Annotated in this window: 24 protein-coding genes; 3 read left to right on the top strand and 21 right to left on the bottom strand. The window is 47.3% G+C overall.

The genetic code is table 11. The annotated features are described in order from the left end of the window. Positions 1–16: 16 nt before the first annotated feature. The 11 genes from CBW46_RS16990 to CBW46_RS16940 all read right to left on the bottom strand — a co-directional run bounded on the left by CBW46_RS16990 (position 17) and on the right by CBW46_RS16940 (position 9,592). Positions 17–1,168 (bottom strand): cation:proton antiporter, encoded by a 1,152-nt coding sequence (locus tag CBW46_RS16990; RefSeq protein WP_089201191.1) that lies wholly within the window; start codon positions 1,166–1,168, stop codon positions 17–19. A 268-nt stretch (positions 1,169–1,436) separates the two neighbouring features. Next, positions 1,437–2,339: an ectoine hydroxylase gene (thpD, locus tag CBW46_RS16985; RefSeq protein WP_089201190.1), complete on the bottom strand. Its 903-nt coding sequence runs from the start codon at positions 2,337–2,339 to the stop codon at positions 1,437–1,439. Positions 2,340–2,352: 13 nt separating this feature from the next. Beyond that, entirely contained in the window at positions 2,353–2,745 is a 393-nt protein-coding gene (locus CBW46_RS16980) for an ectoine synthase (RefSeq protein ID WP_089201189.1), read from the bottom strand. 2 nt (positions 2,746–2,747) lie between these two features. After that, positions 2,748–4,064 carry a diaminobutyrate--2-oxoglutarate transaminase gene (gene ectB, locus CBW46_RS16975; RefSeq protein WP_089201188.1) on the bottom strand — a complete coding sequence of 439 codons (1,317 nt, stop codon included), beginning with the start codon at positions 4,062–4,064 and terminating at the stop codon, positions 2,748–2,750. Positions 4,065–4,111: 47 nt separating this feature from the next. Further along, complete coding sequence (gene ectA, locus CBW46_RS16970) at positions 4,112–4,618, bottom strand: diaminobutyrate acetyltransferase (RefSeq protein WP_089201187.1); 507 nt, start codon at positions 4,616–4,618, stop codon at positions 4,112–4,114. A gap of 25 nt (positions 4,619–4,643) precedes the next feature. Beyond that, entirely contained in the window at positions 4,644–5,414 is a 771-nt protein-coding gene (gene ehuA, locus CBW46_RS16965; RefSeq protein WP_089201266.1) for an ectoine/hydroxyectoine ABC transporter ATP-binding protein EhuA, read from the bottom strand. A 150-nt stretch (positions 5,415–5,564) separates the two neighbouring features. Beyond that, a complete protein-coding gene (ehuD, locus tag CBW46_RS16960) occupies positions 5,565–6,227 on the bottom strand; it encodes an ectoine/hydroxyectoine ABC transporter permease subunit EhuD (RefSeq protein ID WP_089201186.1) in 663 nt (220 codons plus the stop codon). A gap of 4 nt (positions 6,228–6,231) precedes the next feature. Next, positions 6,232–6,885, bottom strand: coding sequence for an ectoine/hydroxyectoine ABC transporter permease subunit EhuC (ehuC, locus tag CBW46_RS16955; protein ID WP_089201185.1), 654 nt, complete (start codon positions 6,883–6,885; stop codon positions 6,232–6,234). Between the two features lies 1 nt (position 6,886). Continuing rightward, positions 6,887–7,798 carry an ectoine/hydroxyectoine ABC transporter substrate-binding protein EhuB gene (gene ehuB, locus CBW46_RS16950; protein ID WP_089201184.1) on the bottom strand — a complete coding sequence of 304 codons (912 nt, stop codon included), beginning with the start codon at positions 7,796–7,798 and terminating at the stop codon, positions 6,887–6,889. A 240-nt stretch (positions 7,799–8,038) separates the two neighbouring features. Next, on the bottom strand, positions 8,039–8,665 hold the full coding sequence (locus CBW46_RS16945; protein WP_089201183.1) for a TrkA C-terminal domain-containing protein: 627 nt from the start codon (positions 8,663–8,665) through the stop codon (positions 8,039–8,041). A gap of 363 nt (positions 8,666–9,028) precedes the next feature. Next, on the bottom strand, positions 9,029–9,592 hold the full coding sequence (locus tag CBW46_RS16940; protein ID WP_089201265.1) for a GbsR/MarR family transcriptional regulator: 564 nt from the start codon (positions 9,590–9,592) through the stop codon (positions 9,029–9,031). A 257-nt stretch (positions 9,593–9,849) separates the two neighbouring features. Between CBW46_RS16940 and CBW46_RS16935 the strand changes: the two genes are divergently transcribed. Then, entirely contained in the window at positions 9,850–11,376 is a 1,527-nt protein-coding gene (locus tag CBW46_RS16935) for a glycine betaine uptake BCCT transporter (RefSeq protein WP_089201182.1), read from the top strand. 93 nt (positions 11,377–11,469) lie between these two features. Here CBW46_RS16935 and CBW46_RS16930 read toward each other — a convergent pair whose 3' ends face one another. From CBW46_RS16930 to CBW46_RS16915, 4 genes are all read right to left on the bottom strand, one after another. Further along, positions 11,470–11,673: a 2-hydroxymuconate tautomerase family protein gene (locus tag CBW46_RS16930; protein ID WP_089201181.1), complete on the bottom strand. Its 204-nt coding sequence runs from the start codon at positions 11,671–11,673 to the stop codon at positions 11,470–11,472. A gap of 46 nt (positions 11,674–11,719) precedes the next feature. Beyond that, the gene (locus CBW46_RS16925; protein WP_089201180.1) at positions 11,720–12,592 is read right to left on the bottom strand and encodes an SDR family oxidoreductase; all 873 of its coding nucleotides are present in this window, start codon (positions 12,590–12,592) and stop codon (positions 11,720–11,722) included. Positions 12,593–12,763: 171 nt separating this feature from the next. Then, positions 12,764–13,198 carry a GNAT family N-acetyltransferase gene (locus tag CBW46_RS16920; RefSeq protein ID WP_089201179.1) on the bottom strand — a complete coding sequence of 145 codons (435 nt, stop codon included), beginning with the start codon at positions 13,196–13,198 and terminating at the stop codon, positions 12,764–12,766. 416 nt (positions 13,199–13,614) lie between these two features. After that, on the bottom strand, positions 13,615–13,980 hold the full coding sequence (locus CBW46_RS16915) for a group I truncated hemoglobin (RefSeq protein WP_089201178.1): 366 nt from the start codon (positions 13,978–13,980) through the stop codon (positions 13,615–13,617). Positions 13,981–14,151: 171 nt separating this feature from the next. Here CBW46_RS16915 and CBW46_RS16910 point away from each other — a divergent pair, with 171 nt between their 5' ends. Beyond that, entirely contained in the window at positions 14,152–14,598 is a 447-nt protein-coding gene (locus CBW46_RS16910) for an Rrf2 family transcriptional regulator (RefSeq protein ID WP_089201177.1), read from the top strand. A 275-nt stretch (positions 14,599–14,873) separates the two neighbouring features. Here CBW46_RS16910 and CBW46_RS16905 read toward each other — a convergent pair whose 3' ends face one another. The 3 genes from CBW46_RS16905 to CBW46_RS16895 all read right to left on the bottom strand — a co-directional run bounded on the left by CBW46_RS16905 (position 14,874) and on the right by CBW46_RS16895 (position 17,700). Further along, positions 14,874–15,071: a hypothetical protein gene (locus tag CBW46_RS16905; protein ID WP_089201176.1), complete on the bottom strand. Its 198-nt coding sequence runs from the start codon at positions 15,069–15,071 to the stop codon at positions 14,874–14,876. A 63-nt stretch (positions 15,072–15,134) separates the two neighbouring features. After that, on the bottom strand, positions 15,135–15,665 hold the full coding sequence (locus CBW46_RS16900) for an Ig-like domain-containing domain (protein WP_165842356.1): 531 nt from the start codon (positions 15,663–15,665) through the stop codon (positions 15,135–15,137). Between the two features lie 517 nt (positions 15,666–16,182). Then, on the bottom strand, positions 16,183–17,700 hold the full coding sequence (locus CBW46_RS16895; protein ID WP_089201174.1) for a malate:quinone oxidoreductase: 1,518 nt from the start codon (positions 17,698–17,700) through the stop codon (positions 16,183–16,185). 904 nt (positions 17,701–18,604) lie between these two features. On the opposite strand from CBW46_RS16895, the gene CBW46_RS16890 reads away from it, so the two are divergent. Continuing rightward, on the top strand, positions 18,605–18,976 hold the full coding sequence (locus CBW46_RS16890; RefSeq protein WP_089201173.1) for a hypothetical protein: 372 nt from the start codon (positions 18,605–18,607) through the stop codon (positions 18,974–18,976). A gap of 301 nt (positions 18,977–19,277) precedes the next feature. Here CBW46_RS16890 and CBW46_RS16885 read toward each other — a convergent pair whose 3' ends face one another. From CBW46_RS16885 to asd, 3 genes are all read right to left on the bottom strand, one after another. Then, the gene (locus CBW46_RS16885) at positions 19,278–20,210 is read right to left on the bottom strand and encodes a sporulation protein (protein WP_089201172.1); all 933 of its coding nucleotides are present in this window, start codon (positions 20,208–20,210) and stop codon (positions 19,278–19,280) included. Positions 20,211–20,374: 164 nt separating this feature from the next. After that, a complete protein-coding gene (locus CBW46_RS16880) occupies positions 20,375–20,857 on the bottom strand; it encodes an NUDIX domain-containing protein (RefSeq protein WP_089201171.1) in 483 nt (160 codons plus the stop codon). A 308-nt stretch (positions 20,858–21,165) separates the two neighbouring features. Then, complete coding sequence (asd, locus tag CBW46_RS16875) at positions 21,166–22,209, bottom strand: aspartate-semialdehyde dehydrogenase (protein WP_089201170.1); 1,044 nt, start codon at positions 22,207–22,209, stop codon at positions 21,166–21,168. Between the last annotated feature and the right edge of the window lie 135 nt (positions 22,210–22,344).

Genomic DNA, 22,344 nt, shown 5'->3' with positions numbered 1-22,344 from the left:
GATGTTATTAACTTTGTTATGCACGATCCCGCAAGCCGCTTTGGTCACGCAGAATCATCTTAAGCAAGAACGGCGTTACCAACGTTGTCAATATCACCACCATGACAAGTACCGTGAAGTATTCCGGGGCCAGCAGCCCACTTTCCAGACCAATGGTCGCAATGATTAACGCCACTTCCCCGCGTGAAACCATGCCCGCGCCAATACCTAATGAGGATCGAGTTGAGAATCCTGTAAGTCGTGCTCCGATTCCCGATCCAAGTAATTTTGTCAGGATGGCTACAGCGGTGAGCAGCACCAATAAACCCAGCTGATCCCATACCCCCTCAAAAGAAACGGAGAAACCTACACTGACAAAAAAGATGGGGACGAACACGGCATACGCGATCGGTTCCAATTTTTCCTCCACTTCGTCCTTATACGTGGTTTGGGAAATAGCTAAGCCTGCTGCGAATGCACCGATGATGCCAGCCACACCGAATTCCTCAGCCAAAACTGCCAGAAAAAAGCATACGATTAATCCGGCGGTTATGACCGATTCGGTCACCCTGCGCGGCGCGAGCCAATTCATTAACCACTTCACGCCTTTCCAAATCATGAAGCCCGCTAGAACGAAAAAAATCAACTTTTGAGCTATAAGCACTGTAAGATTCACTTCTTCACCGCCGAAAATGCTCATGACAAACGCAAGCAGGATCACAACAAGAATATCATCCAAAATGGCAGCACCTAAAATCGTGGTGCTTTCCCGGCTTTTCAACATATTTAATTCCTTCAGCGATTCAACAGAGATGCTGACCGATGTCGCAGACAGCAACAAGCCTAGAAATACCGCATGTCCGGTATTCATTCCCATCGCCGCTCCAAACCAATAACCGCCGCACAAGGGAAGGAGGATACCTCCAACTGCGACAGCAGTCGCAGGTCTGAGTGACCTTTTTAATTCATCGACATCCGTCTCCAGACCAGCCATAAACATCAACAGAAGTACTCCGATTGCACTGAGTTCATCGATAATTTCCGAACTCTGCACCCACCCAATGAGAGCAGGTCCGATGATGATTCCGATCAACAGCTTCCCTACGACCGCAGGTTGCCCCAATCGCACACTTACATCGCCGGCTAGTTTGGTTGCAAGTAGAATGATGAGCAAAGTCATGAAAAACATGGAATCCCCCCTGATCGGTAGTATTTTTCCCAAAAAAATAGAAAAAAACCATCGGTGTGGGCTCTCATGCAAATCCACAGTAATTAACTGCCGGATCTATAACTTTGGCGGAGCGGTGAGGGAAAACGGTCAAGTCAGAAGGACGATCAGGCAGGACCCCCAAGCCAAATGCGTCCCGCCCCCCACAATTCGAGCTCTTCAGTGAACGCAGGCAATCAGATCAGGAACAGCCTCGAGCAAATAAAAAAGGAGCCATTGGCTCCAAAAATCATAATCCCTTGCGTGTAGCAATGAATTCGGGTCTTGGTCTTTGTCCCGAGAACGGTTCCTGAACTTTGTTATGCACGCTGTTGTACACAATGAAAACGTTGCTTCGAGTCAGTGGCGTAATGTTACTGTTGGAGCCATGCATAATATTGCAATCAAACAACACAACGGATCCTGCTTTGCCGACCGGAGTATCAATGCCTCCTTGTTTGACCAACTCAGTTAGACTGCCATCGTCCGGCACCCCGTACTGCTGCTTTCGCAGGGAATGCTTGAAATGGTTTTCCGGAGTTGTGCCAACACACGCAACGAATTGCTTGTGCGAGCCCGGCACTACCATGAGAGGGCCGTTATAATGGAAATTATCCTCCAAGGCGATGGAGCAGCTAAGCGCTCTCATTCTTGGCATACCGTCCTCAACGTGCCAGGTTTCAAAGTCGGAATGCCAGTAAAACTCTTTCCCGGTGAAGCCCGGCTTGTAATTGATTCTGGACTGATGTATGTAGGTCTGGCCGCCCAAAATATACTCGACGATCGCCATCAAACGCGGATGCCGGGACAACTTTTGAAAAACGGCGTTAATACGATGGATGGCAAAAACGGATCGGACTTCATCGCTGTTCGGTTCGCGCACAATGACATCCGTTCGGTTAGTGCGGGCTGAAATTTGTAGACGGCGGGCTTCTTCCTGAAACTCTGTAATTTCTTCTTCGGTGAAGAACTGTTCCAAAAACAAATAGCCGTTTTGCTCGTAGAAATCGGATTGTTCCTCAGTAACCGCACTTTCCGGCGTCCACTCCGAATACACCACGGGATCTTTGCGCGGGATGATTTCAAGCTTCGCCTTGATTCTGCTCGGGTATACGTCCAGTTCCTGGTTGAGCGTTAATTTTTCATTCAGCATATGAACAACTCCCTTAATCCATGGAATGAGCAAGCAAAGGATAGACTCCGTTTTCATCGTGAATCTCGCCGCCAGTGAGCGGCGGGTTAAATACACATATCATTCGCATTTGCGTTTTGGCTCTCAAGTACTGCTTCTCGTGTTCATCAAGCGCGTACAGCATCCCGGGCCGGATCGGATACGTTTCGCCTCCAATGATCTCAATCTCTCCTTCGCCTTCAATGCAATAGACGGCTTCGACGTGATGTTGGTACCAGATGAAGGTTTCAGTTCCCGCCTTGATAATCGTGTCATGCATCGAGAAGCCCATCCCGTCTTTATGCAGCAACAGCCTTCTTGAGTTCCATGTCCGCGTATCCACATCGTCTTGAGTATTGACCACATCATTCAAGTGTTTAACGATCATGTTTATACCTCCAACTTGGTTTTCTTTTCTTCAAGAGCAACTGCATTTGCCAGCCTTGCCATGCCGGCTGCAACAATCTTTAGTCCCTGTTCCAGTGTTGTATCTTCTATCGTCAAAGGCGGCATTAACTTCGCGACTTCGCTGCACGGCCCGGAGGTCTCCATAATGAGGCCTTGTTCGAAGACATTTTTGCACAGTCTCTCAGCCAACCCGTCTTCTTTGAAAGCGATACCCTGAATCAGACCTCTCCCGCGAAGTTCCCCGGACAGCTCAGGATATGTTTTTAACATCTGCTCTAAGGCAGAACGGACGATTTGGGCCTTGCGAATGATACTCTTCTCAAAATCTGGTGTTTCCCAGTAGCTCAAAGCTTCAGCGGCTGCTATAAAGCCTAAATTGTTACCCCTGAACGTACCGTTGTGTTCCCCCGGCATCCAAGCATCGATCTCCGGTTTTAATAATGTGATTGCCATTGGCAGACCATAGCCGCCGATGGATTTCGACAGGCATATGATGTCGGGCTCTATGCCCATATGATCGAAGCTGAAAAACGATCCCGTTCTTCCGCAGCCCATTTGAACATCGTCGACAATGAGCAAAATGCCGCGGTCTTTGCATAGACGTGCTATGTGTTGCAGCCAATCCGCGCTGGCAGCCTTCAATCCACCCTCCCCTTGGAGCGACTCCAAGATCACTGCGGCCGGCAGAGGAACGCCGCTGCCCGGGTCATCCAACAGAGCTGCGATATAATCGACAGTATTGACTTCTGCACCAAAGTAGCCGTCGTACGGCATAAAGACTGAGTTGTGTAATTCGACGCCTGCTCCATTACGTTTAAAGGTATTGCCCGTGACTGCCAGCGACCCGATTGTCATACCATGAAAAGCGTTGGTAAAACACATCACGGTCGATCGCCCGGTCACTTTACGGGCAATTTTCAAAGCGCTTTCAACCGCGTTAGTGCCGGTCGGCCCCGGGAACATTATTTTGTAGTGCCACCCGCGCGGCTTTAAAATAACCTCCTGAAATCTGAGTAAAAAAGCTTCTTTAGCGCTTGTCGCCATATCCAGACTGTGGGTGATGCCGTCCTTCATCAAATATTCGACTAATTTCGCACGAATTTGTTCGTTATTGTGCCCATAATTTAATGCGCCTGCTCCGGCAAAAAAATCGACGTATTCATTGCCTTGTGTGTCCCACAGCTTTGCATTTTTAGCTTTATTAAACACTGTCGTGAAGCTGCGGCAGTAGCTTCTCACTTCCGATTCAAACTGATCAAAGACTTCCAAATTGGATGTTTCCAGCAATTGTGTTCCCATACGTTACCTCCATTTGTTTTGTTTCAGCCAATTGCCAACGGGTGGAATCAGCTTTTCTCAACGGACAACGGGCCGATACGGAACAAATTTTCTGTTTCATGCTCACTCTCCGGCGGAAATAACGGGGAGTCGTAACCCGTCTCCACCTCGAAGCGCGTGTGGTAATGCTTTGCCAAACTCGTAAAGAGCTGGCGGGAGGCCGTATTGGACAGACCAATCGTCGCCTCCACATAGCGGATACGGGAGGCCTCCCGCGCCAACAATGTTTGGATCATTGATTTTCCCAATCCTTTTCTGCGATGGGATCGTGCAACGGCCAACTGCCAGATGAATAGCGTGTCATCGCTGTGCGGAGCTCGAAAAGCAGATACAAAGCCGACAATGTTATCATTTTCCTCCGCCACAACACAGGTGTCACGGAAATAATCGCACAGCATGAGATAACTGTAGGCGGAGTTCACATCCAACGATCCTGCCTGCCGGATCAACTCCCATACCTGTGCACCATCCTCAGGGGCAGCAGCCCGGAAACTTGTACTACGCTCTATTTGCATGGCTCTACACCTTTCGTTTTGCCGATCACCCGGAGCGGAATCGCTTTAAGAACATCTGTAACCTTTCACTCTGCGGATCATCGAAAATGGCTTCAGGCGGTCCCTCTTCTACGATGGTCCCATCGGCACCAAAGATCACGCGATCGGCGACATCCCTGGCAAAGTCCATCTCGTGCGTGATCAGCAACATCGCCATTTCACCCTCATCGGCTATCTCGCGGATGACTTCAAGCACCTCGCCGACCAATTCCGGATCCAACGCCGAGGTGACTTCGTCGAATACCATCACTTTGGGGCGCATAACCAGTGCCCGCGCGATGGCAACCCGCTGCTTTTGCCCGCCTGACAGCTGGGCCGGATACACAATGAGCTTTTCATCCAACCCCACCTTGCGAAGCATCGACACCGCCCGCTCCTCCGCTTCCTCTTTTGACAAGCCAAGCACTTTGCGGGGAGCTTCCGTTACGTTCCGAAGCACAGTCATATGAGGAAAAAGATTGAAGTGCTGAAACACCATGCCTACATTCATCCGCATGCGGTGCAAATGCGCCTCATTCGCCCGAACCAGACGACCTTTCACACGAGTATGCCACAACAGCTCACCGTCAAGCTCGATGGTCCCGGACGTTGGTTCCTCCAGCGTCATCAGCATACGGCCCAATGTCGTTTTTCCTGAGCCGCTTGGGCCGATCATAGCCACCTTTTCTCCCGGCTTTATCTCCAGATTAACGCCTGACAATACCTCGAGATCGCCGTATTTCTTAGTCACATTTGTATATTTTACGATCGGTTGCATAGGTTGATTTGCCGAAGATGCTCCATTAGCTGCACCTTTTTTGGCATTCGTTGTCAGTGCTGCACCATAATCAAGCTTCTCGACAGGCACGGCCAATTTGCGCCACCTCCGTATGATCAGAATTTTCACTCATGCAAGTAGGGTGAAGCGTCATCTACCTGCAGGGAGCTGCATGCGTTTTTCAAGTCGTTGTATGAGTAAGGATGCCGGATAACTGATAGCCAAAAATAATATACCGACCAGGGTGTAAGGTTCGAAAACGCGGTATGAATCGGCTACGATATTTTTAGCTGTCAACATCAGTTCGACCAACGTGATCGCCGATAACACGGGAGTCTCCTTAAACATAACCAACAGGTAATTTCCCAATACCGGAATAATCGGCGGTATCGCCTGAGGCAGAATGATATTCGTCCATGTCTTTACTTTGGAGAAATTCAGCGCCAGCGCCGCCTCCCACTGCCCTTTCGGGACCGCCTCGATTCCCGACCGGTATACTTCGGACAAATACGTGCTGTAATGCAGGCCAAGTCCGATGATTCCCGCCTGAAAAGCGGTCAGTGATACACCGGTTACTACGGGCAGGCTGTAGTACAAGAAGAACACCTGCACCAACAAAGGAGTATTGCGAATGAATGCAATCACGCCTTTAGCCGACAGGGACAACACCTTCCAGCCGGATCGCGCTGCGCCGGCGAAAAACAAACCGCCCGCACATGCCACAACAAACCCGCAAATGGTAGCCGTCACCGTCATTTTCAGAGCTGCCAGAAGCTCAGGTAAAATTTCAATCACATATTCCCAATCCCACATGAGACTACATCCTCCCTGCCGTCAATTTCCGTTCCAGCATGCGCACGCCAAAAGCAACAAGAGCGGAAATGATAAAGTATATAATAAGCAGGAGCCCGAATATCTCCGATGTCCAGGAGATGTAGTTACTGCGTAATACCATTGCTTGATACGTTAAATCAGCCATCGTAATAAAGTACACCAGCGATGTCGATTTCACGAGTTCAATGAATAAATTACCAAACGGTGGCAGCATCCTGACAAAAGCTTGGGGAAAAATGATGTGAATCATCCTTTGCCATGGTCTCATATTAAGAGCTATCGCCGCTTCCCACTGACCCTTGGGGATGGCGCGGATTGAGCTGCGCACGATCTCTGAGCCATACGCTCCAAAGTTAAGCCCTACCGCCAATATGGCTGCCGCTAATTTTGGTAATTCAATCCCGATGAAAGGAAGCACAAAATATAGCCAAAAGAGCTGTACCAGCAGCGAGGTTCCCCGAAATATCTCTACATACACCCCAGTTAACGCACGTACCCACCACTTTTTGGATAACTTGAGTAAACCAACGACAACTGCTATCGCCAACGCCAATACGGAAGAAAACACAGCCACCTGCAGCGTAATTTCCACTCCCTCAAGCAGCGCTGGAAGAAAATCAATCCATGAAATCGGCATGCTATGGCTGACACAGCTGCTCGGCAGTCATGTCCCCAGGGAGTTCCTGTTCAGTGAAGCCGAATTTTTTCAAAATAGTGAGCAGCTCGCCCGACTCTTTCATTTTCTTCAACTCGGCGTTATACGCCTGCTGGAACTCGGTGTCGGCTTGGCGGAACGCGGTGGCACCGTATCCTTTTACACTTTTGCCATCGATCACGGGCTGTTCAAAATCAGCTACCCGTTCAATGCTGCTGTCTTCGGCAGAGTCCAGCATCGCCTGCAGCGATGGGCCCGTCATAGTGATCGCCTGCACTCTGCCCGCTTGGAGAGCATTGATTGCCGATGCTTGATCGGGTACCTGCACAATACGGTCTTTAGGCACCCCGGAACCTTCCAAGTAACCGATTTCAATGGCGCCCGTCATCACCGCCACTTTTGCTTCTTTGTTCGACGCGATATCCTTGTAGCTCTTCAGCTGCAGAGAATTGCCTTGCTTCACCGCGAGCGCTTCTCCGATGCTGTACTCTGGATCAGCGAACAGAACGGCTTCACATCGCTTGGGATTGACGAACATACCTGCGGTGATCATATCGAATCGTTTTGCTTGCAGCCCGCCAATCAGTGATCCAAATTCGGTTAGCTCTGCCTTCATTTCATTGATGCCGAGATTTTTTAATATCACTCTGGCAATTTCAACGGCTTCACCGGTGACGGTCCCATCTTCTGTCTTGTAGGCATACGGTTTCTCATTGGCGAAGCCGACCGTGATAGATCCTTTCTCTTTGGCTTCGGCCAACGTTTCACTTGCTCCAGCTCCAGCAGCCGCGCCTGACGAATCGCCGCCTGCCGAACCCGCTTCATCGGGTTTGCCACAGCCGGCCACGATCAGAAGCACAGCCAGGAACAGCATCACAACTACATTTTTTTTCATGCGGCCAAACAACCCTCCCTGATCGATTTTTGGATGGTACGCGTTGGCCGCTCGGCAATGATTCCCAAGCGACCGATGGGGTAGTTCATACTATAACAAACAAACTGTGAACTAACAACCCTTAAAATTGAATTAAGTTGTTTGTAAAAAGATGGTTAATCTTGTTGTAAGCATGAAAAAAGGGACCACCGCCGGGTTAAACACCCTCTGATAGTCCCTTTTTCTTATGCATCTTTCAGTTCATTCTTCCGGCTGGAACCGGTTGATGAAATGCTCTGTTTTCTCCTGCACGTGCCCGTCCCCAACCACTACAATCACATCATTCGCGCCCAGAATAACATGGGGTCCCGGTGAAATGGAAACTTGTGTGCCCCTGCGTAACGCTAAAATTGTGGCTCCTGTGTTTTGCCAAAACTGCAGATCAGCTATGGTTTTGCCAACGGCATGCGAATGTTCACTGACCGTGATTTCTACAGGATGGTACGGCTTTAAATTCTTCAGCCGGTCTGAGGTGGTGGTGATCTCCGATAGCAGGGCTTCAAACTTGTGGTCGATTTCCTTTTTTTGCGCCAGAAGTTGCTCTAAATCCTGTTTCAGTGAGTACACGGACTTTAGGTAATTGTTACGGGTGATATATTCATACGCATTGTGGTCGGAAATAACCATAATTTCTTTTCCTTGTGAGACGGAAACTATGTCCTCGTCTTTCAGCAAGCCGATTGCTTTGCGTATCGTTTCTGGAGAGACATTGTAATGACTTGCCAACAGTGTCCGTCCCGAAATTTTACTTTGCACGGGAAATTCACCGCTCACAATTCTATGGGCGATATCAAGTGCTATGGATTTGTAGCCAACTATCTCCTGCATGTATGTTCTGACTCCTTGTATTTGTAAAATGAATGGGTGAAGCAAATGTCCAATGTGCCAGAGTCGAGAACGTGCCGAATGCAATGGCGGAAATCATTCGACGGCGGGGGTTTCCTCTGCCCGCTATTCGATTTTTTTCAGGCACTTTCTCGATAAGCTCAATGTTTAGATTACTCCCTTTTATTGTCAGGGTAAACTGGAATTTTCGCAAAAAGACAAAACGACATCAAACAAAAACCGAGCCGTTAATGGAGAATACCCATATCTTGGACGTGAGAAACGCTGGATTATAGAGCACAAGAAAAAGGAACCCGACTGTCAGGCTCCTGCAACATCGCTATGTTTCGACTCTGATTGTGCCTTTCAATTGTCTGCCCTTTCCTTAGGCACGAACTCATAAATCTCTCCCGATTCCAGCTTGTCGATCAGTGTCCCCAACCATAAGTAATATCCGACCGCCATTTCAAGCTTTTCAATGTCAGCGCTGAGTACCTGGTGCAACCGTTCATCCTGTGCGTGATTTGCTGCGAGCCGTTTGAGTTCAGATAATGATTTGCGGAGCGCCTGAAGATTTATTTCCATCGCTTTTCGCCACTTGATCGCGAAAAAATCAGTGAATGTCTGGAACCAGTCGGCCTCCGCCTGGTATAGGTCTTTGCGGAATCCTCGCTCCCATACCTTGTTAATCATATTCAGATCCACCAATGTACGGACGCTTGTGCTCATACTGGCTTTACTCATGCCCATATCCTCCACCATGTCGTCCAGCGTGATTGGTTGATTTTGAAAGAACAACGAACCGTACAGATGCCCCGTCGTATGATTGACGCCATATAAGTCCATATTTTTGCCGATCGATTCGACAACCCGTTTGCGGGCCTTCTCTATTACGGATTTCTGCTCACTTGTTAGCCCCTCCAGGCCCATTCCCATTGCACCGTCCTCCACTTGTTCAATCCGAATGTCAGGTATCGACATTAAACATAGGCTAATTGTATGAAATTAAGCGCACCAAGTAAAGAACAAAATGTTCAATTCATTCAGTTTATTCTGTACAAAAAGATTAAACGAAATTTTTTATTGACTTCCTCCACGCTTTTTCTCTAAACTAAAGCATAGTGAATTATTCCAACGACAGGGAGGCGCATCGGGCGTTTAAAAAAATTTCTACGAGGTGACTGAGAATGGTTTTTGCTATTTCTATAACGATAATCGTGCTGTTTGTCATGTGGGGGATGATCGCCCCTGAGCACTTAGCAGCTGTCACCGACACGCTGTTCGGTTTTTCAATTGATACATTTGGTTGGTTCTACTTGATGGCGACATTCGGTTTCCTGCTGTTTGCCTTATACCTGGCTTTCAGCCGTTTCGGCAAGATAAAGCTTGGCCGAGATGAGGATAAGCCGGAATATTCGACCTTAACCTGGTTCGCTATGTTGTTCAGTGCAGGAATGGGAATAGGGCTTGTGTTTTGGGGCGTAGGAGAACCGTTGTCCCACTACACGGCGCCACCGGAAGGAGCGGCTCCAGCGAGTACGGAGGCCGGTCGGCTTGCCCTACGGTACTCGTTTTTCCACTGGGGGCTGCACCCTTGGGCGATCTACACCATCATTGCCTTAGCGCTGGCATACTTTCAATTTCGTAAGGGCTACAAAGGGTTGATAAGCGCCGCTTTCGTCCCATTGCTTGGCGATAAAGCCCACGGCCCCATCGGAAAACTAATCGATGTCCTGGCGATCATTGCCACGGCGTTCGGCGTAGCAACATCTTTGGGGTTCGGTACCGTGCAAATAAGCGGCGGTTTAAACTATGTGTTCGGCACCACCAATACGGTTGCGTTCCAAATCGGCATCGTCTGTGTGCTCACTGTATTGTATTTGGTGTCGGCTACAAGCGGGCTCGACAAAGGCATCAAAATATTAAGCAACACGAATTTAACTTTAGCTTTTCTGCTGATGTTGTTTGTTCTGTTGGTTGGTCCCACCTCTTTTATCCTCGATACGTTGACCACGACGCTAGGCGGGTACTTGCAAAATATTACGCAGATGAGTTTGCGGTTGGCCCCTCTCTCCGACAGTGAATGGATCGGCAGCTGGACTTTATTTTATTGGGCTTGGTGGATTGCGTGGGCGCCATTTGTCGGTACATTCATCGCCAGAGTGTCCAAAGGGAGGACCGTTCGTGAGTTTATTTTCGGCGTCTTGTTAGTTCCAAGTGCTCTCAGTTTTGTCTGGTTTTCGGTGTTTGGCGGTACGGCACTAAAGTTCGAGCTGTTTGATAAGTTCCCTGTCGCCGACGCTGTGAAAAATGATGTGACCACATCTCTGTTTATCACATTGGGCCACCTGCCGTTGGGAACGATTATAAGTGTTCTCGCTTTGCTGTTGATCATCACTTTTTTTGTTACGTCTGCTGATTCGGCGACATTTGTCCTTGGTATGCTGTCTTCCGACGGTGCGCTAAATCCTACTGCCCGTATGAAAATTACTTGGGGCGTCATGCAGTCGTTGATAGCTGTTGTGTTATTGATGAGCGGCGGATTACAGGGGCTGCAGACAGCCTCTATTATCGCAGCCCTGCCGTTTGCGGTGATTATGGTGTTGATGTGTGTTTCGCTGTTAAAAGCGTTCGGTGCGGAGGACAAACAACGCAGGAAAATCGAAAGAGAGCGGCAGAAAAAGCTGCAATCGTTGCTGGAGAGTCACACATAACATGTGTGTGAGGGGAGCTGAGAAATCAGCTCCTTTTTTGTTTGCGTGGAGTTCGTAAGGTGCGGTCGAATGTCGGTCACTTTTCTCTCAGATCTATTTACCTTGCTTTCTCCGGACGGTCACCGTCTCGCCGCCGATTCCCCAATTGTCGGTATCGACTTCATCAATGACGACCACCGTTGTCGCCGGATTTTTTCCCAGTATATCAACCAGCAGTTGAGTTGCGCCTTTGATTAACAGAGCCTTTTTTTCCGGAGTGACATCTTCATTCGTAATTTTAATATTCACATACGGCATAAAATCGACCTCTTTCAATGATTTTTTATTGAGAATGGCGGTTTTATTATTTTGTTTGAGTGATGCCGTGAACGATTTGAGTGAGTGCCTCCGTGATTGGCGTAACCGGACGACCGAGCAGCTTTTCGAAATCGTTGCTTTCCACCTCAAGCGCGCCCTCCCGAATGGCCTGCTGAATATCCACAAGAATAGGGACGACGAAGTCAGGTACGCCTGCTTCTCTCATGATGTCCGCATAAGATGCGTCATCTACCTGTTGCACTGTGACTTCCTTGCCTAGTACCATGCCTAGAGCAAACGCCAGTTCTTCCTGTGTCAACGGCTTGCCCGAAAGCTCATAGATGGTATTCTCGTGTCCGTCGCCCGCTAAAACAGCTGCAGCCGCCTCGGCATAATCTTGCCGCAATGCCCAACCGACCTTACCGGAACCAGCGGACGTCACCCACGGAGCGCCTGCCATTACGCCTTGAATGCTCCCAATCTCGTTTTCCAAGTACCAATTGTTTCGCAAGAACGAGTAAGGGATGCCCGTTTTCACAATGGCTTGTTCCGTGGCGCGGTGAACGGGAGCGAGGAAAATGCTGCTTTCACTTGCATTGGCTAAGCTGGTATATGTAATAAATTGAACTCCCGCGCGCTCTGCAGCAGCTACTGCATTCGTATGCTGACGAATTCTTGTTTCGTTGTCTCCGTCCGCAGAAATAATTAGTGAGCGATCGACCCCTGCAAAAGCAGAATCCAATGTCTCTGGGCGGTCAAAATCTCCTTGGCGAACTTCTACTCCGCGTGCGCGTAACCCTTCCGCTTTCTCGGGATTGCGCACACTGACAGCAATATGACTCGCTGGTACAGATTTCAACAGCGTCTCCAGAACTTTCGTTCCCAACTTCCCGGTCGCGCCTGTTACTAGCATTTTCATTTTTTGTCCCTCCAAATATGTCTTGTTGTAATTCCTAGCGTTATAACTTTTGTAGTTACAACATGCAGGCGGCCCTGCAGCGCCTCGAGCTGCCCGCGCCATGCGAGCAGCTGCGGCTGCAGCGCTGCGGCGCTGAGCTGCTCAGTAATTATCATGGCGTTGGCTGAGCACTCATTTCATATCGATCATCTTTTTAAAACCATAACTAAACTTGCCAAAGCCCATTCTATTCTCATAGAATCTATGTGCATCAATACGCTGCACTCCTGAATCTAACGCTAGTTTTTCACATCCATGTTCTTTTGCCCACTGTTCAATATATGTGAGAAGCAGCTCTCCGTATCCTTTCGAACGTTCGGATGGGTATGTCACTAGGTCATATACAAAAACGTGTCTGCCATCATAGAAATTAGTTCTTATGATAACACCCGTCACGGCTAAGATGTTTGTATCATTGAAAAGAGCAAACATTTTGTAGCCTTCATCTGCCATCTTATACAACAGTTCAAGGTAAGCATTTTCGTCTAAATGTGTTCGCAACTCATGCATAACTGGGAAGGCTTCAAGCCATTCATCTTGTGCAGTTAATTCCTGTATCTCGTACATCTCATGTCACACGACCTTTCTACCTATTGTAAACGCTAATTGCGTAGCATCAAATACGGCCTGGTAAAAGTGTATTGATTTATCTAAATCCGTCACCGAAAGAGCAAGTGATTAATGCTGCTGATGCTTTTTAGGGAAAGGCGATCCAAACGTTAAGGTTTGCGTTGTTGCTTCTTTTACATACCCAATCGTCATCGTTACACGCCGCGAGCAAATTTAGCGTGGGAATTAAAAGGTAACCGAGACCCGCTAGAGAGGCTCATACCGCTTACATAACTTCCATATTATATCATTAAGTATAGAAACTGGAACATCAGCGGAGCAAATAAAAAAGGATGCCGAAGCATTAACCCTGAATCAACTGTCGCATTTCAGCGTCTACAACTCTTGTATCCCAAGGGAATCAGTGAATTAACTTATTTGTACAAAATATCATCTCTTAAAGTAGCGACCTTAGTTAAGGTTTGGGCAATATCTGGTTCCTCCACACCAAAATGAGCAAGGGCACCATGGAGATGTTCAACGATCGCTGAAAAGTGCTCGGGCTGGAGATTCATGCCTGCATGAGCCTTTGCCATTGTTCCGCCAGTGTATTGATTCGGTCCACCGAGGGCGAAACTAATGAACTTCGTCTGATGTCGCCGCTGCTTCTCCATATCGGTGTTCTCAAAAAAGTGGTTCACCGTATCATCCGCCAAGATGCGATCGTAAAAATGATCTACAACCTTAGCGATCGTCTCTTCTCCACCGAATTTCTCATATAAGCTCATGTTTGCTTCCATATGTATACCCTCCTTAACATTTCGAAAACACTAAACATGTATATAAAATACAGGTTTAATGATGTACAGTCAACATACATGTTATAATTGTTATGTTAAAATAGTGAACAGTATACTTGGAGGTTTCATGCTTAGCTGCTAATTTTGCAGAACAATGTCGGAGGTGTGTAGATGAGGCTAACTACTTATACTGATTATGCATTACGAATCTTAATATACTTGGCCGCCCAATCAGAACGACAGTTGGCTAGTATAAAAGAAATTGCCGAAACATTTGATGTCTCGAATCACCATATAAGTAAAATTGTGTTCGAATTGGGCAAATTGGGGCTAATTGAAACCACAAGGGGGCGGAATGGCGGAATATGTCTTGCTATTGATACAGCAGAAATTAACATCGGTTATGTTGTGAGAAAAACAGAAGAAACGTTAAATATCGTGGAATGTTTCGATGACCAGACTAACACATGTAAAATTAGCTGTGCTTGCCGTTTAAAACATATTTTAAAAGACGCGTTAGACGCTTATTTGCAAGTATTAGATTCGTATACTCTCGCAGATGTCATGGTGAACAGACAGACACTGTCCTCGTTAATAAATGTTGCGCCTACCAAGTAAATTCAAACATTTGTACATCCACCCTCCTCTGGCGATACCAAGAGCATCTGTCCACCCTCGTAAGATCGATGACCTTGCTAAAGGTGTTCTCCAGAGTGGGTGAAAATAGATGTATGCTGCCAGATCATCTGCTGACTCATATGTCTAGCAGTATAGGGAACATGGTTAACGGTAAGGTACATCCACCGAATAATCTGAATTGCATAAAACACAAATACGAAATATTGGTCTGCGGCGTGAGCACGAAAAGCGTTTCATAACAAGTCACGACCTCGTTATTGCTTATTCCTGCGCAGCAGCACGACTAACTCGTCCCCCACCCGGAGCTGCGGAAGCCCCTGTCTATCCAATTCACTGTCAACAGCTCCGAATAGTTGCTCCATTGGCACAAACTTGTCTTCTACATACATGACCCATTCGCGGTTCTCAACATCGTAGGCGACCCTTCCCGCCACGACCGTTTCTTCTTTCAATGTTAATCCTCCTTTGGTTCACAAGCAGATAGGTTAGTTCAACGACGGTTGACCATTTCATCCTCACTGACGCGCTGTGGTAAAGGTGAACGTATGTGAGCGCCTGCCCGCTTCCACAGTAACTTGTATCGTGCGGCCCGGCAGGTAAGGTGTCTCCGGTGTGAAGCTGATGCCGTATTGCGAGGCAGCAGTTCCGCCCGGGATTGGCAGATTTGGCTCGTCCGCATAATCGATGCTCATACCCATGCTGTCGTAGCTGCCTTTCCATGTCACCGCCACCTGCGCATCTAGCGGTACATCGACCGCCCCGTCCACAGGACTTATCGACGCAATCCAGTGGCGGTTTTGATACGCCTCCCAGCCCCATAGTGCTGCGAACAGAAGCAGCAGCACGCCGGCAAAGATAGTCCATCCTCTCCCGCTCAGCTTAAGCCCTGGCTTGATCCCTCCCCGCAGGGCCTTGCCTGCTGACACCATTGCGGCCATAGAGGCGAGTCCAATCCAAACGTGAAGTGCGATGCCTATCGCCATGCCAAGTGTCGCCCACGGCATCCAATCGAGAGTGAATGTACCGCCGTACAAGAGCCACATCAATAGTGCGGGCACTTGCGCTAAAATCAACAGTGCGAAACCGACGAACGATAAAAAGGAGTAAAACTTTTTGGACCCGGACAGCGGTCAGCTTAATGGCTGTGGCTCCTGCAATGGATGCCGCGCCACCGACCATCGATAAGAATCCCCAGCTCCCGATCTCCGATTCCTTCACATCTCCGAGTATGTACCAAGGAAAAGATGGAACAAATAAGCAGCCTGCAAAAAAGCTGCTGAATCCGACAAGATAAAACATAAAAACCGGCCTATTGATAAATGATCGCAGCGCTAACAACCCCTTCTTCAATCTTTAGAATTTCATATCATGTTGACGCTGCGTACATGGCAAAGGTTTCTGTCACCGGGTGGATTAATCCCTATAGTGTCACAAAATAAACCCTCCCAATGTTTTGAATCAGCTTCAAGTAGATTGGGAGGGTTTATTATTTAGATATATAATTGCGGAAAACAGCAAGCAGCTCATGCAGACAAAAAAATAGTTCTTAAATCAAAATGTTATTTATGATATGGTTCGGCGTGCTATGTGTGACGGCGACTTTTCGCTTAAGCCAAGCGTCCGCGCTGTAGCAGTTTGGATTTCTCGGAAAAGCGCCGGGTTATCCAACAGTGACTCGCAATAAGAAGGAATCATTTCTTTTATTTTCGGTTCCCACGCTTTGATATGCTGCGGGAAGCATTTTTTTATTAGACCAAGCATGACGGAAACGGCGGTAGACGCACCCGGAGAAGCGCCTAGCAATGCAGCGATCGAGCCATCAGCGGCACTAATAACTTCCGTGCCAAACTGAAGTGTTCCTTTGCCCGCGGCAGTATCTTTAATGATTTGCACACGCTGACCTGCCACCAACAAATCCCAATCCTCACCTTTGGCGTCTGGGACAAACTCGCGTAGAGCTTCCATGCGCTGTTCTTTCGATAACATAACTTGTTTGATCAGGTATGTTGTCAATGCAACGTTTTTTACTCCTGCCGACATCATAGTTACGAGATTATGCGTTTTCACGGAAGTTACCAAATCAAACATTGAACCGTATTTTAAAAACTTTGGTGAGAAGCCTGCGAACGGTCCAAAGAACAGTGATTGTTTCTTGTCGATAAATCTCGTGTCAAGATGCGGCACCGACATCGGAGGTGCACCCACAGAGGCTTTGCCGTATACTTTGGCATTATGCCGAGCCACAATTTCCGGTTTCTTACACACCATAAATAGTCCGCTTACCGGAAATCCCCCAATGCCTTTTCCTTCGGGAATACCGGACTTTTGCAGCAAATGCAGGCTGCCGCCCCCGCCGCCGATAAAGACGAACTTCGCAGTATGGCGCTCAACGGTACCGCTATCGACATTCCGCACTTTCAATTCCCACGCGCCATCGCTAGTGCGTTTAATATCATCAACATTTTGTTTGAATTTTATATCGACGTTTTTACTCTTTAAGTGGGCAAATAACATCCGCGTTAAAGCGCCAAAGTTAACATCAGTGCCGGATTCGATTCTTGTTGCCGCTATTGGTTTATTCAATGTGCGCTCTTTCATCATTAGCGGAATCCATTCCATCAGCTTGGCTGGGTCATCCGAAAATTCCATCCCTTGAAACAGGGGATTGTTAGACAGCGCTTCAAAACGTTTTCTCAAAAATGTTACATCTTGTTGCCCTTGGACAAAACTCATATGAGGCACTGGCACGATGAAATCCCGGGGGTTACGTATCAGATTACTATTAACAAGATAAGACCAAAACTGCTTTGAAACCTGATACTCTTTGTTTACTTTGACAGCTTTGCTAATATCTATGGATCCGTCCGGCTGCTCGACGGTGTAGTTGAGTTCGCACAGTGAAGAATGCCCCGTGCCCGCATTGTTCCATTCGTTCGAGCTTTCCTCTCCTGCGCTTGCGCGCCTCTCGAACACTTTAATTTCCCAGTCCGGTACTAGTGCTTTCAGCAGTGACCCTAAAGTAGCACTCATAATTCCCGCACCAATCAAGATAACGTCTGTTTTAGTTTGTCTGTCGCTCATTTTTACCGTCCTTATACCCTACGTTTTGCAGAAAGGATGTAAGCACTCCTGCTTAGGCGCCACAGAAGCCATGGCCGACCTCGTCACACATCTTTTCTGGATCAATATAACCTGATCATAGTGTATCACTATTGATAGTTGTACGCTATAAAAAAGCTGGTAAAAAGTTCAGGTATTGCTGCCGTTGCAATCTTAAATGTCCAGTGCAGCGCCATAATCGCTATCAAAAGATCCAACTGTAACGAATTTCCACCTCGCCGTTGCACGGCCTTTCTATTCGGGCTTGTAGAGCTAATCCCTGCAAAAATTTGCGCGTCGTCAGAAACGTCACATTTTTCGTTTTGCCGAAATAAGAGCTAATATATTGAAGACTAGAAGGCAAATGCCACCTATTAACCGGATAATAAAAAGCACTGTTTCACTTGTAGTGAACCGGCCGCCCGTCCCCACAGGCCCGACGCGGTTTGGCCGAAGACCGTCAAATAGCCAGTAACCAAAAATCGTTAAAATGATATATAGCGATGAAGCACATATACCAACATAAATAAACTTCATTTTATTATTCATTGGCGATTACACCCCATCAGGCAGTAGTGCTCTTTCAAGGCTGATTCGTTCTAGAAAATTATCATCTCACCAATTGTAACAAATTAAATAGTATATAATAAGTTCGACCCGCTCTAGTATAATGCGGGCGGCTCGATGACTCCGAAATTCTCAGATATAGTAAGATTCTGAGCGAATTTGTACCAAAATATTTGCTTTTTCGAAAGGAAATTGCCTTTGATCCAAAAAATCATGTTGTTTGTTTTCGCTGTAGTTATTGTTGCGGGATGTAATAATAACGAAGCCGGCGAGATAGCGGGTTATATTAGTAGAAATAGATACCTCTAGCAATAAGCTGTTGGTTGGAGAAAGAGATGAAAGCAAATGGAAAAATAACAAACCTATTGTTCTTTGGGTTCAGATTAGAAAAGAAGATATTGGGAAGTACACAATAAGAAACAAAATCAATGCAAAGTTCCACGGGCCTGTGTCGGCAATATTGCCAGCGACGATTATCCCCGACAGCATTAAAATCGTTGACCAGATCGGTTCTTTGGAGAAGGCCGCTCTAGTCAACGAACTTAAACAAATCGATGCCCCTGCTTTTTTTATTAAAGATATGAGTCTACACAAAGAAACGCAGACGTTGCAAGTAGATTTATATAATTTTGAAGGGCAACGTTTAAAATTCATATCTTTAAAAACAACAATGGGAGTTAATGGAACTTGATTTATTTCCTTGACTTGTGTGTATGTACCGCATGAGATTACCGCGGCCTGAAAAATGGCTTAATACCACCGATTTGGAGCCCCACAGCCCACCAACAAAAGTGATGAAAATATCATTAGCATAGCATCAAAAATGCCATAATAAATCTCTTTGTGGTGGTATTCCTAACGATTGACCTCCCATTAATATATTCTGGTTGCTGGAATACATGCAGGTGGTTTATTCCGTATACCCGATGGGAGTCATTTTCGACAATTGGGGCGGCTACTGGATTCGGTAGTTAATTTTGATGCATTTGGCATTATATCTCGTCTTCCCCGTCTCCGAAGAAGTCGAAGCTTGCATCGTCGCCCGCACCTTCCTCACCAGAATGAGCTTCATCATCTCCTGACATCAGGTCACCAATGATCATTCCGCCAAGCATACCAGCCGCCAGTCCGCCAACCGCGCCTGCAAGCCCGCCGCCATGACGAGATCCGTGGCCATATGACGCATACTTGTGTGATGAGACATACGCGTGCGGATTGCTCATCATATCTTGAATAGCTGTCTGCATTTTATTTACTGTTTGTTCTACCGAATCCAATTCAGCATTGTGGAAGAAAACCTCCTGCTTCAGTTCTCTCTTCCCGAACGCCGAAGGTGGTAAATCCACTTCAAGCAAAAGCCGGATGCCTTCAGGTTCAATGGCTGCCACGAATTCAACTTCTCTTACTTCATTTCTAAACATGCCTGTCGGAAAAAATTCAAATTCCTGCGAATATCCATTAAAGTTCCCTGAGTCAGGTTTTTCCCGAAATCCCATAGCATCCATTGCCTTGAAAATCGTTTGGAATTTGCGGGGCGGCAGAATTTGAACGTAATCATTATCGGATGTATCCACTCCCTCGGCGATATCCAGACGGCTGGCGAGATGATAAGAGATGCCCGAGCTAGAAATAAGAATGTCATTGGGTACAGCATATGTAAACGGAATGACCTTGTTTTCTCCCTCTTGAGTGGTAAATGAGGAACTAACAGGAATGGATGCAATTACTTTAGAGATGGCTGTTCCTTTCAAATTCAGTTGTAGAACAAGGTCAACGTCGACCCTATTGATCTTCTGCTGCACGGACCCGCCTGTGATTCGAAACTCCCCTGACAAGGAGTCACCAAGGGCAACCTCCGGCTGATCTAAAACAAAATCAATTTTCGCAGCACCCACGCCTAATTTGGCAAACATTTTCTTGAACATTGTTCTTAGCTCCTCTGCAAAAATATGTTATCAATGACATATACGCTGTAAGAAGTTCGACGTTTCAACGTATCTAGTGCCGCTGCCCTTACCCCAATACGAGCAAAATGATTGATCGGTAACATCATGCGGTGGTGCAGCCGGCGTCATGGGTCCGCCGATGATTACTGCAGTTCTTTAAGTCTGGCCAATTCAAAATCCTGCACTAGTTCGATGCTTCGTCTGTGCGCTACATAGTTCTGTATTTGTTCGCTGATGTTTGGTAGGAGTAGAATGGAGTGTAGGTCGTCTAAAGGGATCCATTGGACCGCTGATTGATGGGGATCTGGATGGTCAGGTAAGCGTGGTAGTGAGTTGTGCCTTAGCCTGCATTCGAATATGAGATGTAGCCCGTGCTGCTGATTGACATTGTAACTGCCAGACTGCTTATGTGGGGCCAGTTCATACACTAACGCTAACGGTCCGACATCAACTTCTGCAGCGGTTTCTTCTAACACTTCCCTCGCGACGCCCTCTAGTATAGTTTCGCCCGGCTCTAGTCCGCCTCCAGGCAAATTATAATGAATGCCATTATCATCGTACTGAACTAACAAAACAGAATTATGTTCAATTATTAGAGCGGTACATCTAATCCTGACGTGAGACAAGTCTTCACCTCTTTCGTTTTTCAGTGTTTGCCGGATTACCAGCCTATGGTATCATAGTTTGGCCGCCGCGTGGGCCTGTATTCGTTCGGACAACTCACACAGATGACCTCATTGACAAGCCAAAACAAAAAGAGGTAAATGGATAGTTCCCCTTACCTCTGCCCCGGCGTACGGCGGTATGAATATGTGCGTCCTCGTGGTCAGCCCACGTTTACGCCACTCCCACATACCAAATATTTACCATTATTACACCAATATGTCCATGTAACGCAACGCTTTTTTGCGGTCGGCTCACGAGTACGCATGGTTTACTTGCTTTGAATATACCCTTCCGCCTTGAGCAATTCGGCGATGAGTACAGCGCCCCCGGCTGCTCCACGTAACGTATTATGCGATAATCCTACAAATTTAAAATCGTAGATGGTATCCTCGCGCAATCTGCCCACCGAAACTCCCATGCCGCGCTCAATATCTCGATCAAGTTTCGTCTGCGGTCTGTTCTCTTCTTCGAAATAAGTGATGAATTGCTTTGGTGCGCTCGGCAAGCTGAGTTGCTGTGGCCGACCTTTGAATTGCCGCCAGCGATCCAGAATTTCTTCCTTCGACGGTGTGTTCTCGAACGACGCGAATACCGTAGCTAAATGACCATCCGTTACCGGAACGCGGATACACTGTGTAGTAATTAACGGGGCAGTTGCTTTTACAATCTCATTATTTATAATACTTCCCCAAATTCGCAGCGGTTCCTGCTCGCTTTTTTCTTCCTCGCCGCCAATATAAGGGATAACGTTATCCAGCATCTCGGGCCAATCGGTAAAGTTTTTACCGGCCCCGGAAATCGCCTGGTACGTCGACGCAACCACTTTCGTTGGCTTGAAATCCAACAGTGCATGAAGTGCCGGAACGTAGCTCTGGATAGAACAGTTAGGCTTAACTACAATAAACCCGGTTGAGGTGCCCAACCGCTTTCTCTGGGCAGCTATCACTTCGATATGCCCGGGATTAATTTCCGGAATAACCATAGGGATGTCAGGCGTCCAGCGGTGAGCGGAATTATTGGAAACAACGGGCGTGCCCGTTTGAGCGTATGCCTCTTCCAGAGCTTGAACTTCATTCTTTTTCATATCCACTGCGCACAAAGTAAAATCGACCTGGTCGGCAACTTCATTGACCTTCGAAGCATCCTGGATGACAATGTTTCTCACGCCTTCGGGAATAGGACTAGACAACTTCCATCTGCCCTGAACAGCTTCTTCGTAGGTTTTCCCTGCCGAACCAGCACTGGCTGCAATGGCAGCTACCTTAAACCAGGGATGCTGATCCAGCAATTCAACGAAATATAATGTCCCCATAGGGTTGGACACAGAACTGAAAAAATAAGATAAAATAAAACTATGACAAACAAACGGAAAACCTACAACCCGGAACAGAAGGCCATGATCGTGTTAGAAGTATTGCGTGAGGAGAGCACCTTGAACGAGATCGCG

The sequence above is a fragment of the Paenibacillus xerothermodurans genome, assembly GCF_002220865.2.
GTDB classification, from domain to species: domain Bacteria; phylum Bacillota; class Bacilli; order Paenibacillales; family NBRC-103111; genus Paenibacillus_S; species Paenibacillus_S xerothermodurans.
Note: the sequence above shows the minus strand (reverse complement) of the source record. Positions and strands in the feature narration are given on the sequence as shown.

Bases quoted from the DNA above. Each gene is read 5' to 3' on its own strand.
- ehuC (WP_089201185.1), bottom strand. From the start codon at position 6,885: ATGCCGATTTCATGGATTGATTTTCTTCCAGCGCTGCTTGAGGGAGTG.
- ehuD (WP_089201186.1), bottom strand. From the start codon at position 6,227: ATGTGGGATTGGGAATATGTGATTGAAATTTTACCTGAGCTTCTGGCA.
- ectB (WP_089201188.1), bottom strand. From the start codon at position 4,064: ATGGGAACACAATTGCTGGAAACATCCAATTTGGAAGTCTTTGATCAG.
- CBW46_RS16990 (WP_089201191.1), bottom strand. From the start codon at position 1,168: ATGTTTTTCATGACTTTGCTCATCATTCTACTTGCAACCAAACTAGCC.
- thpD (WP_089201190.1), bottom strand. From the start codon at position 2,339: ATGCTGAATGAAAAATTAACGCTCAACCAGGAACTGGACGTATACCCG.
- CBW46_RS16885 (WP_089201172.1), bottom strand. From the start codon at position 20,210: ATGTTCAAGAAAATGTTTGCCAAATTAGGCGTGGGTGCTGCGAAAATT.
- CBW46_RS16915 (WP_089201178.1), bottom strand. From the start codon at position 13,980: ATGGAAGCAAACATGAGCTTATATGAGAAATTCGGTGGAGAAGAGACG.
- CBW46_RS16980 (WP_089201189.1), bottom strand. From the start codon at position 2,745: ATGATCGTTAAACACTTGAATGATGTGGTCAATACTCAAGACGATGTG.
- CBW46_RS16925 (WP_089201180.1), bottom strand. From the start codon at position 12,592: ATGAAAATGCTAGTAACAGGCGCGACCGGGAAGTTGGGAACGAAAGTT.
- asd (WP_089201170.1), bottom strand. From the start codon at position 22,209: ATGGGGACATTATATTTCGTTGAATTGCTGGATCAGCATCCCTGGTTT.
- CBW46_RS16895 (WP_089201174.1), bottom strand. From the start codon at position 17,700: ATGAGCGACAGACAAACTAAAACAGACGTTATCTTGATTGGTGCGGGA.
- ehuA (WP_089201266.1), bottom strand. From the start codon at position 5,414: ATGCAACCGATCGTAAAATATACAAATGTGACTAAGAAATACGGCGAT.
- CBW46_RS16940 (WP_089201265.1), bottom strand. From the start codon at position 9,592: ATGGGCCTGGAGGGGCTAACAAGTGAGCAGAAATCCGTAATAGAGAAG.
- ectA (WP_089201187.1), bottom strand. From the start codon at position 4,618: ATGCAAATAGAGCGTAGTACAAGTTTCCGGGCTGCTGCCCCTGAGGAT.
- CBW46_RS16910 (WP_089201177.1), top strand. From the start codon at position 14,152: ATGAGGCTAACTACTTATACTGATTATGCATTACGAATCTTAATATAC.
- ehuB (WP_089201184.1), bottom strand. From the start codon at position 7,798: ATGAAAAAAAATGTAGTTGTGATGCTGTTCCTGGCTGTGCTTCTGATC.
- CBW46_RS16920 (WP_089201179.1), bottom strand. From the start codon at position 13,198: ATGTACGAGATACAGGAATTAACTGCACAAGATGAATGGCTTGAAGCC.
- CBW46_RS16930 (WP_089201181.1), bottom strand. From the start codon at position 11,673: ATGCCGTATGTGAATATTAAAATTACGAATGAAGATGTCACTCCGGAA.
- CBW46_RS16945 (WP_089201183.1), bottom strand. From the start codon at position 8,665: ATGCAGGAGATAGTTGGCTACAAATCCATAGCACTTGATATCGCCCAT.
- CBW46_RS16935 (WP_089201182.1), top strand. From the start codon at position 9,850: ATGGTTTTTGCTATTTCTATAACGATAATCGTGCTGTTTGTCATGTGG.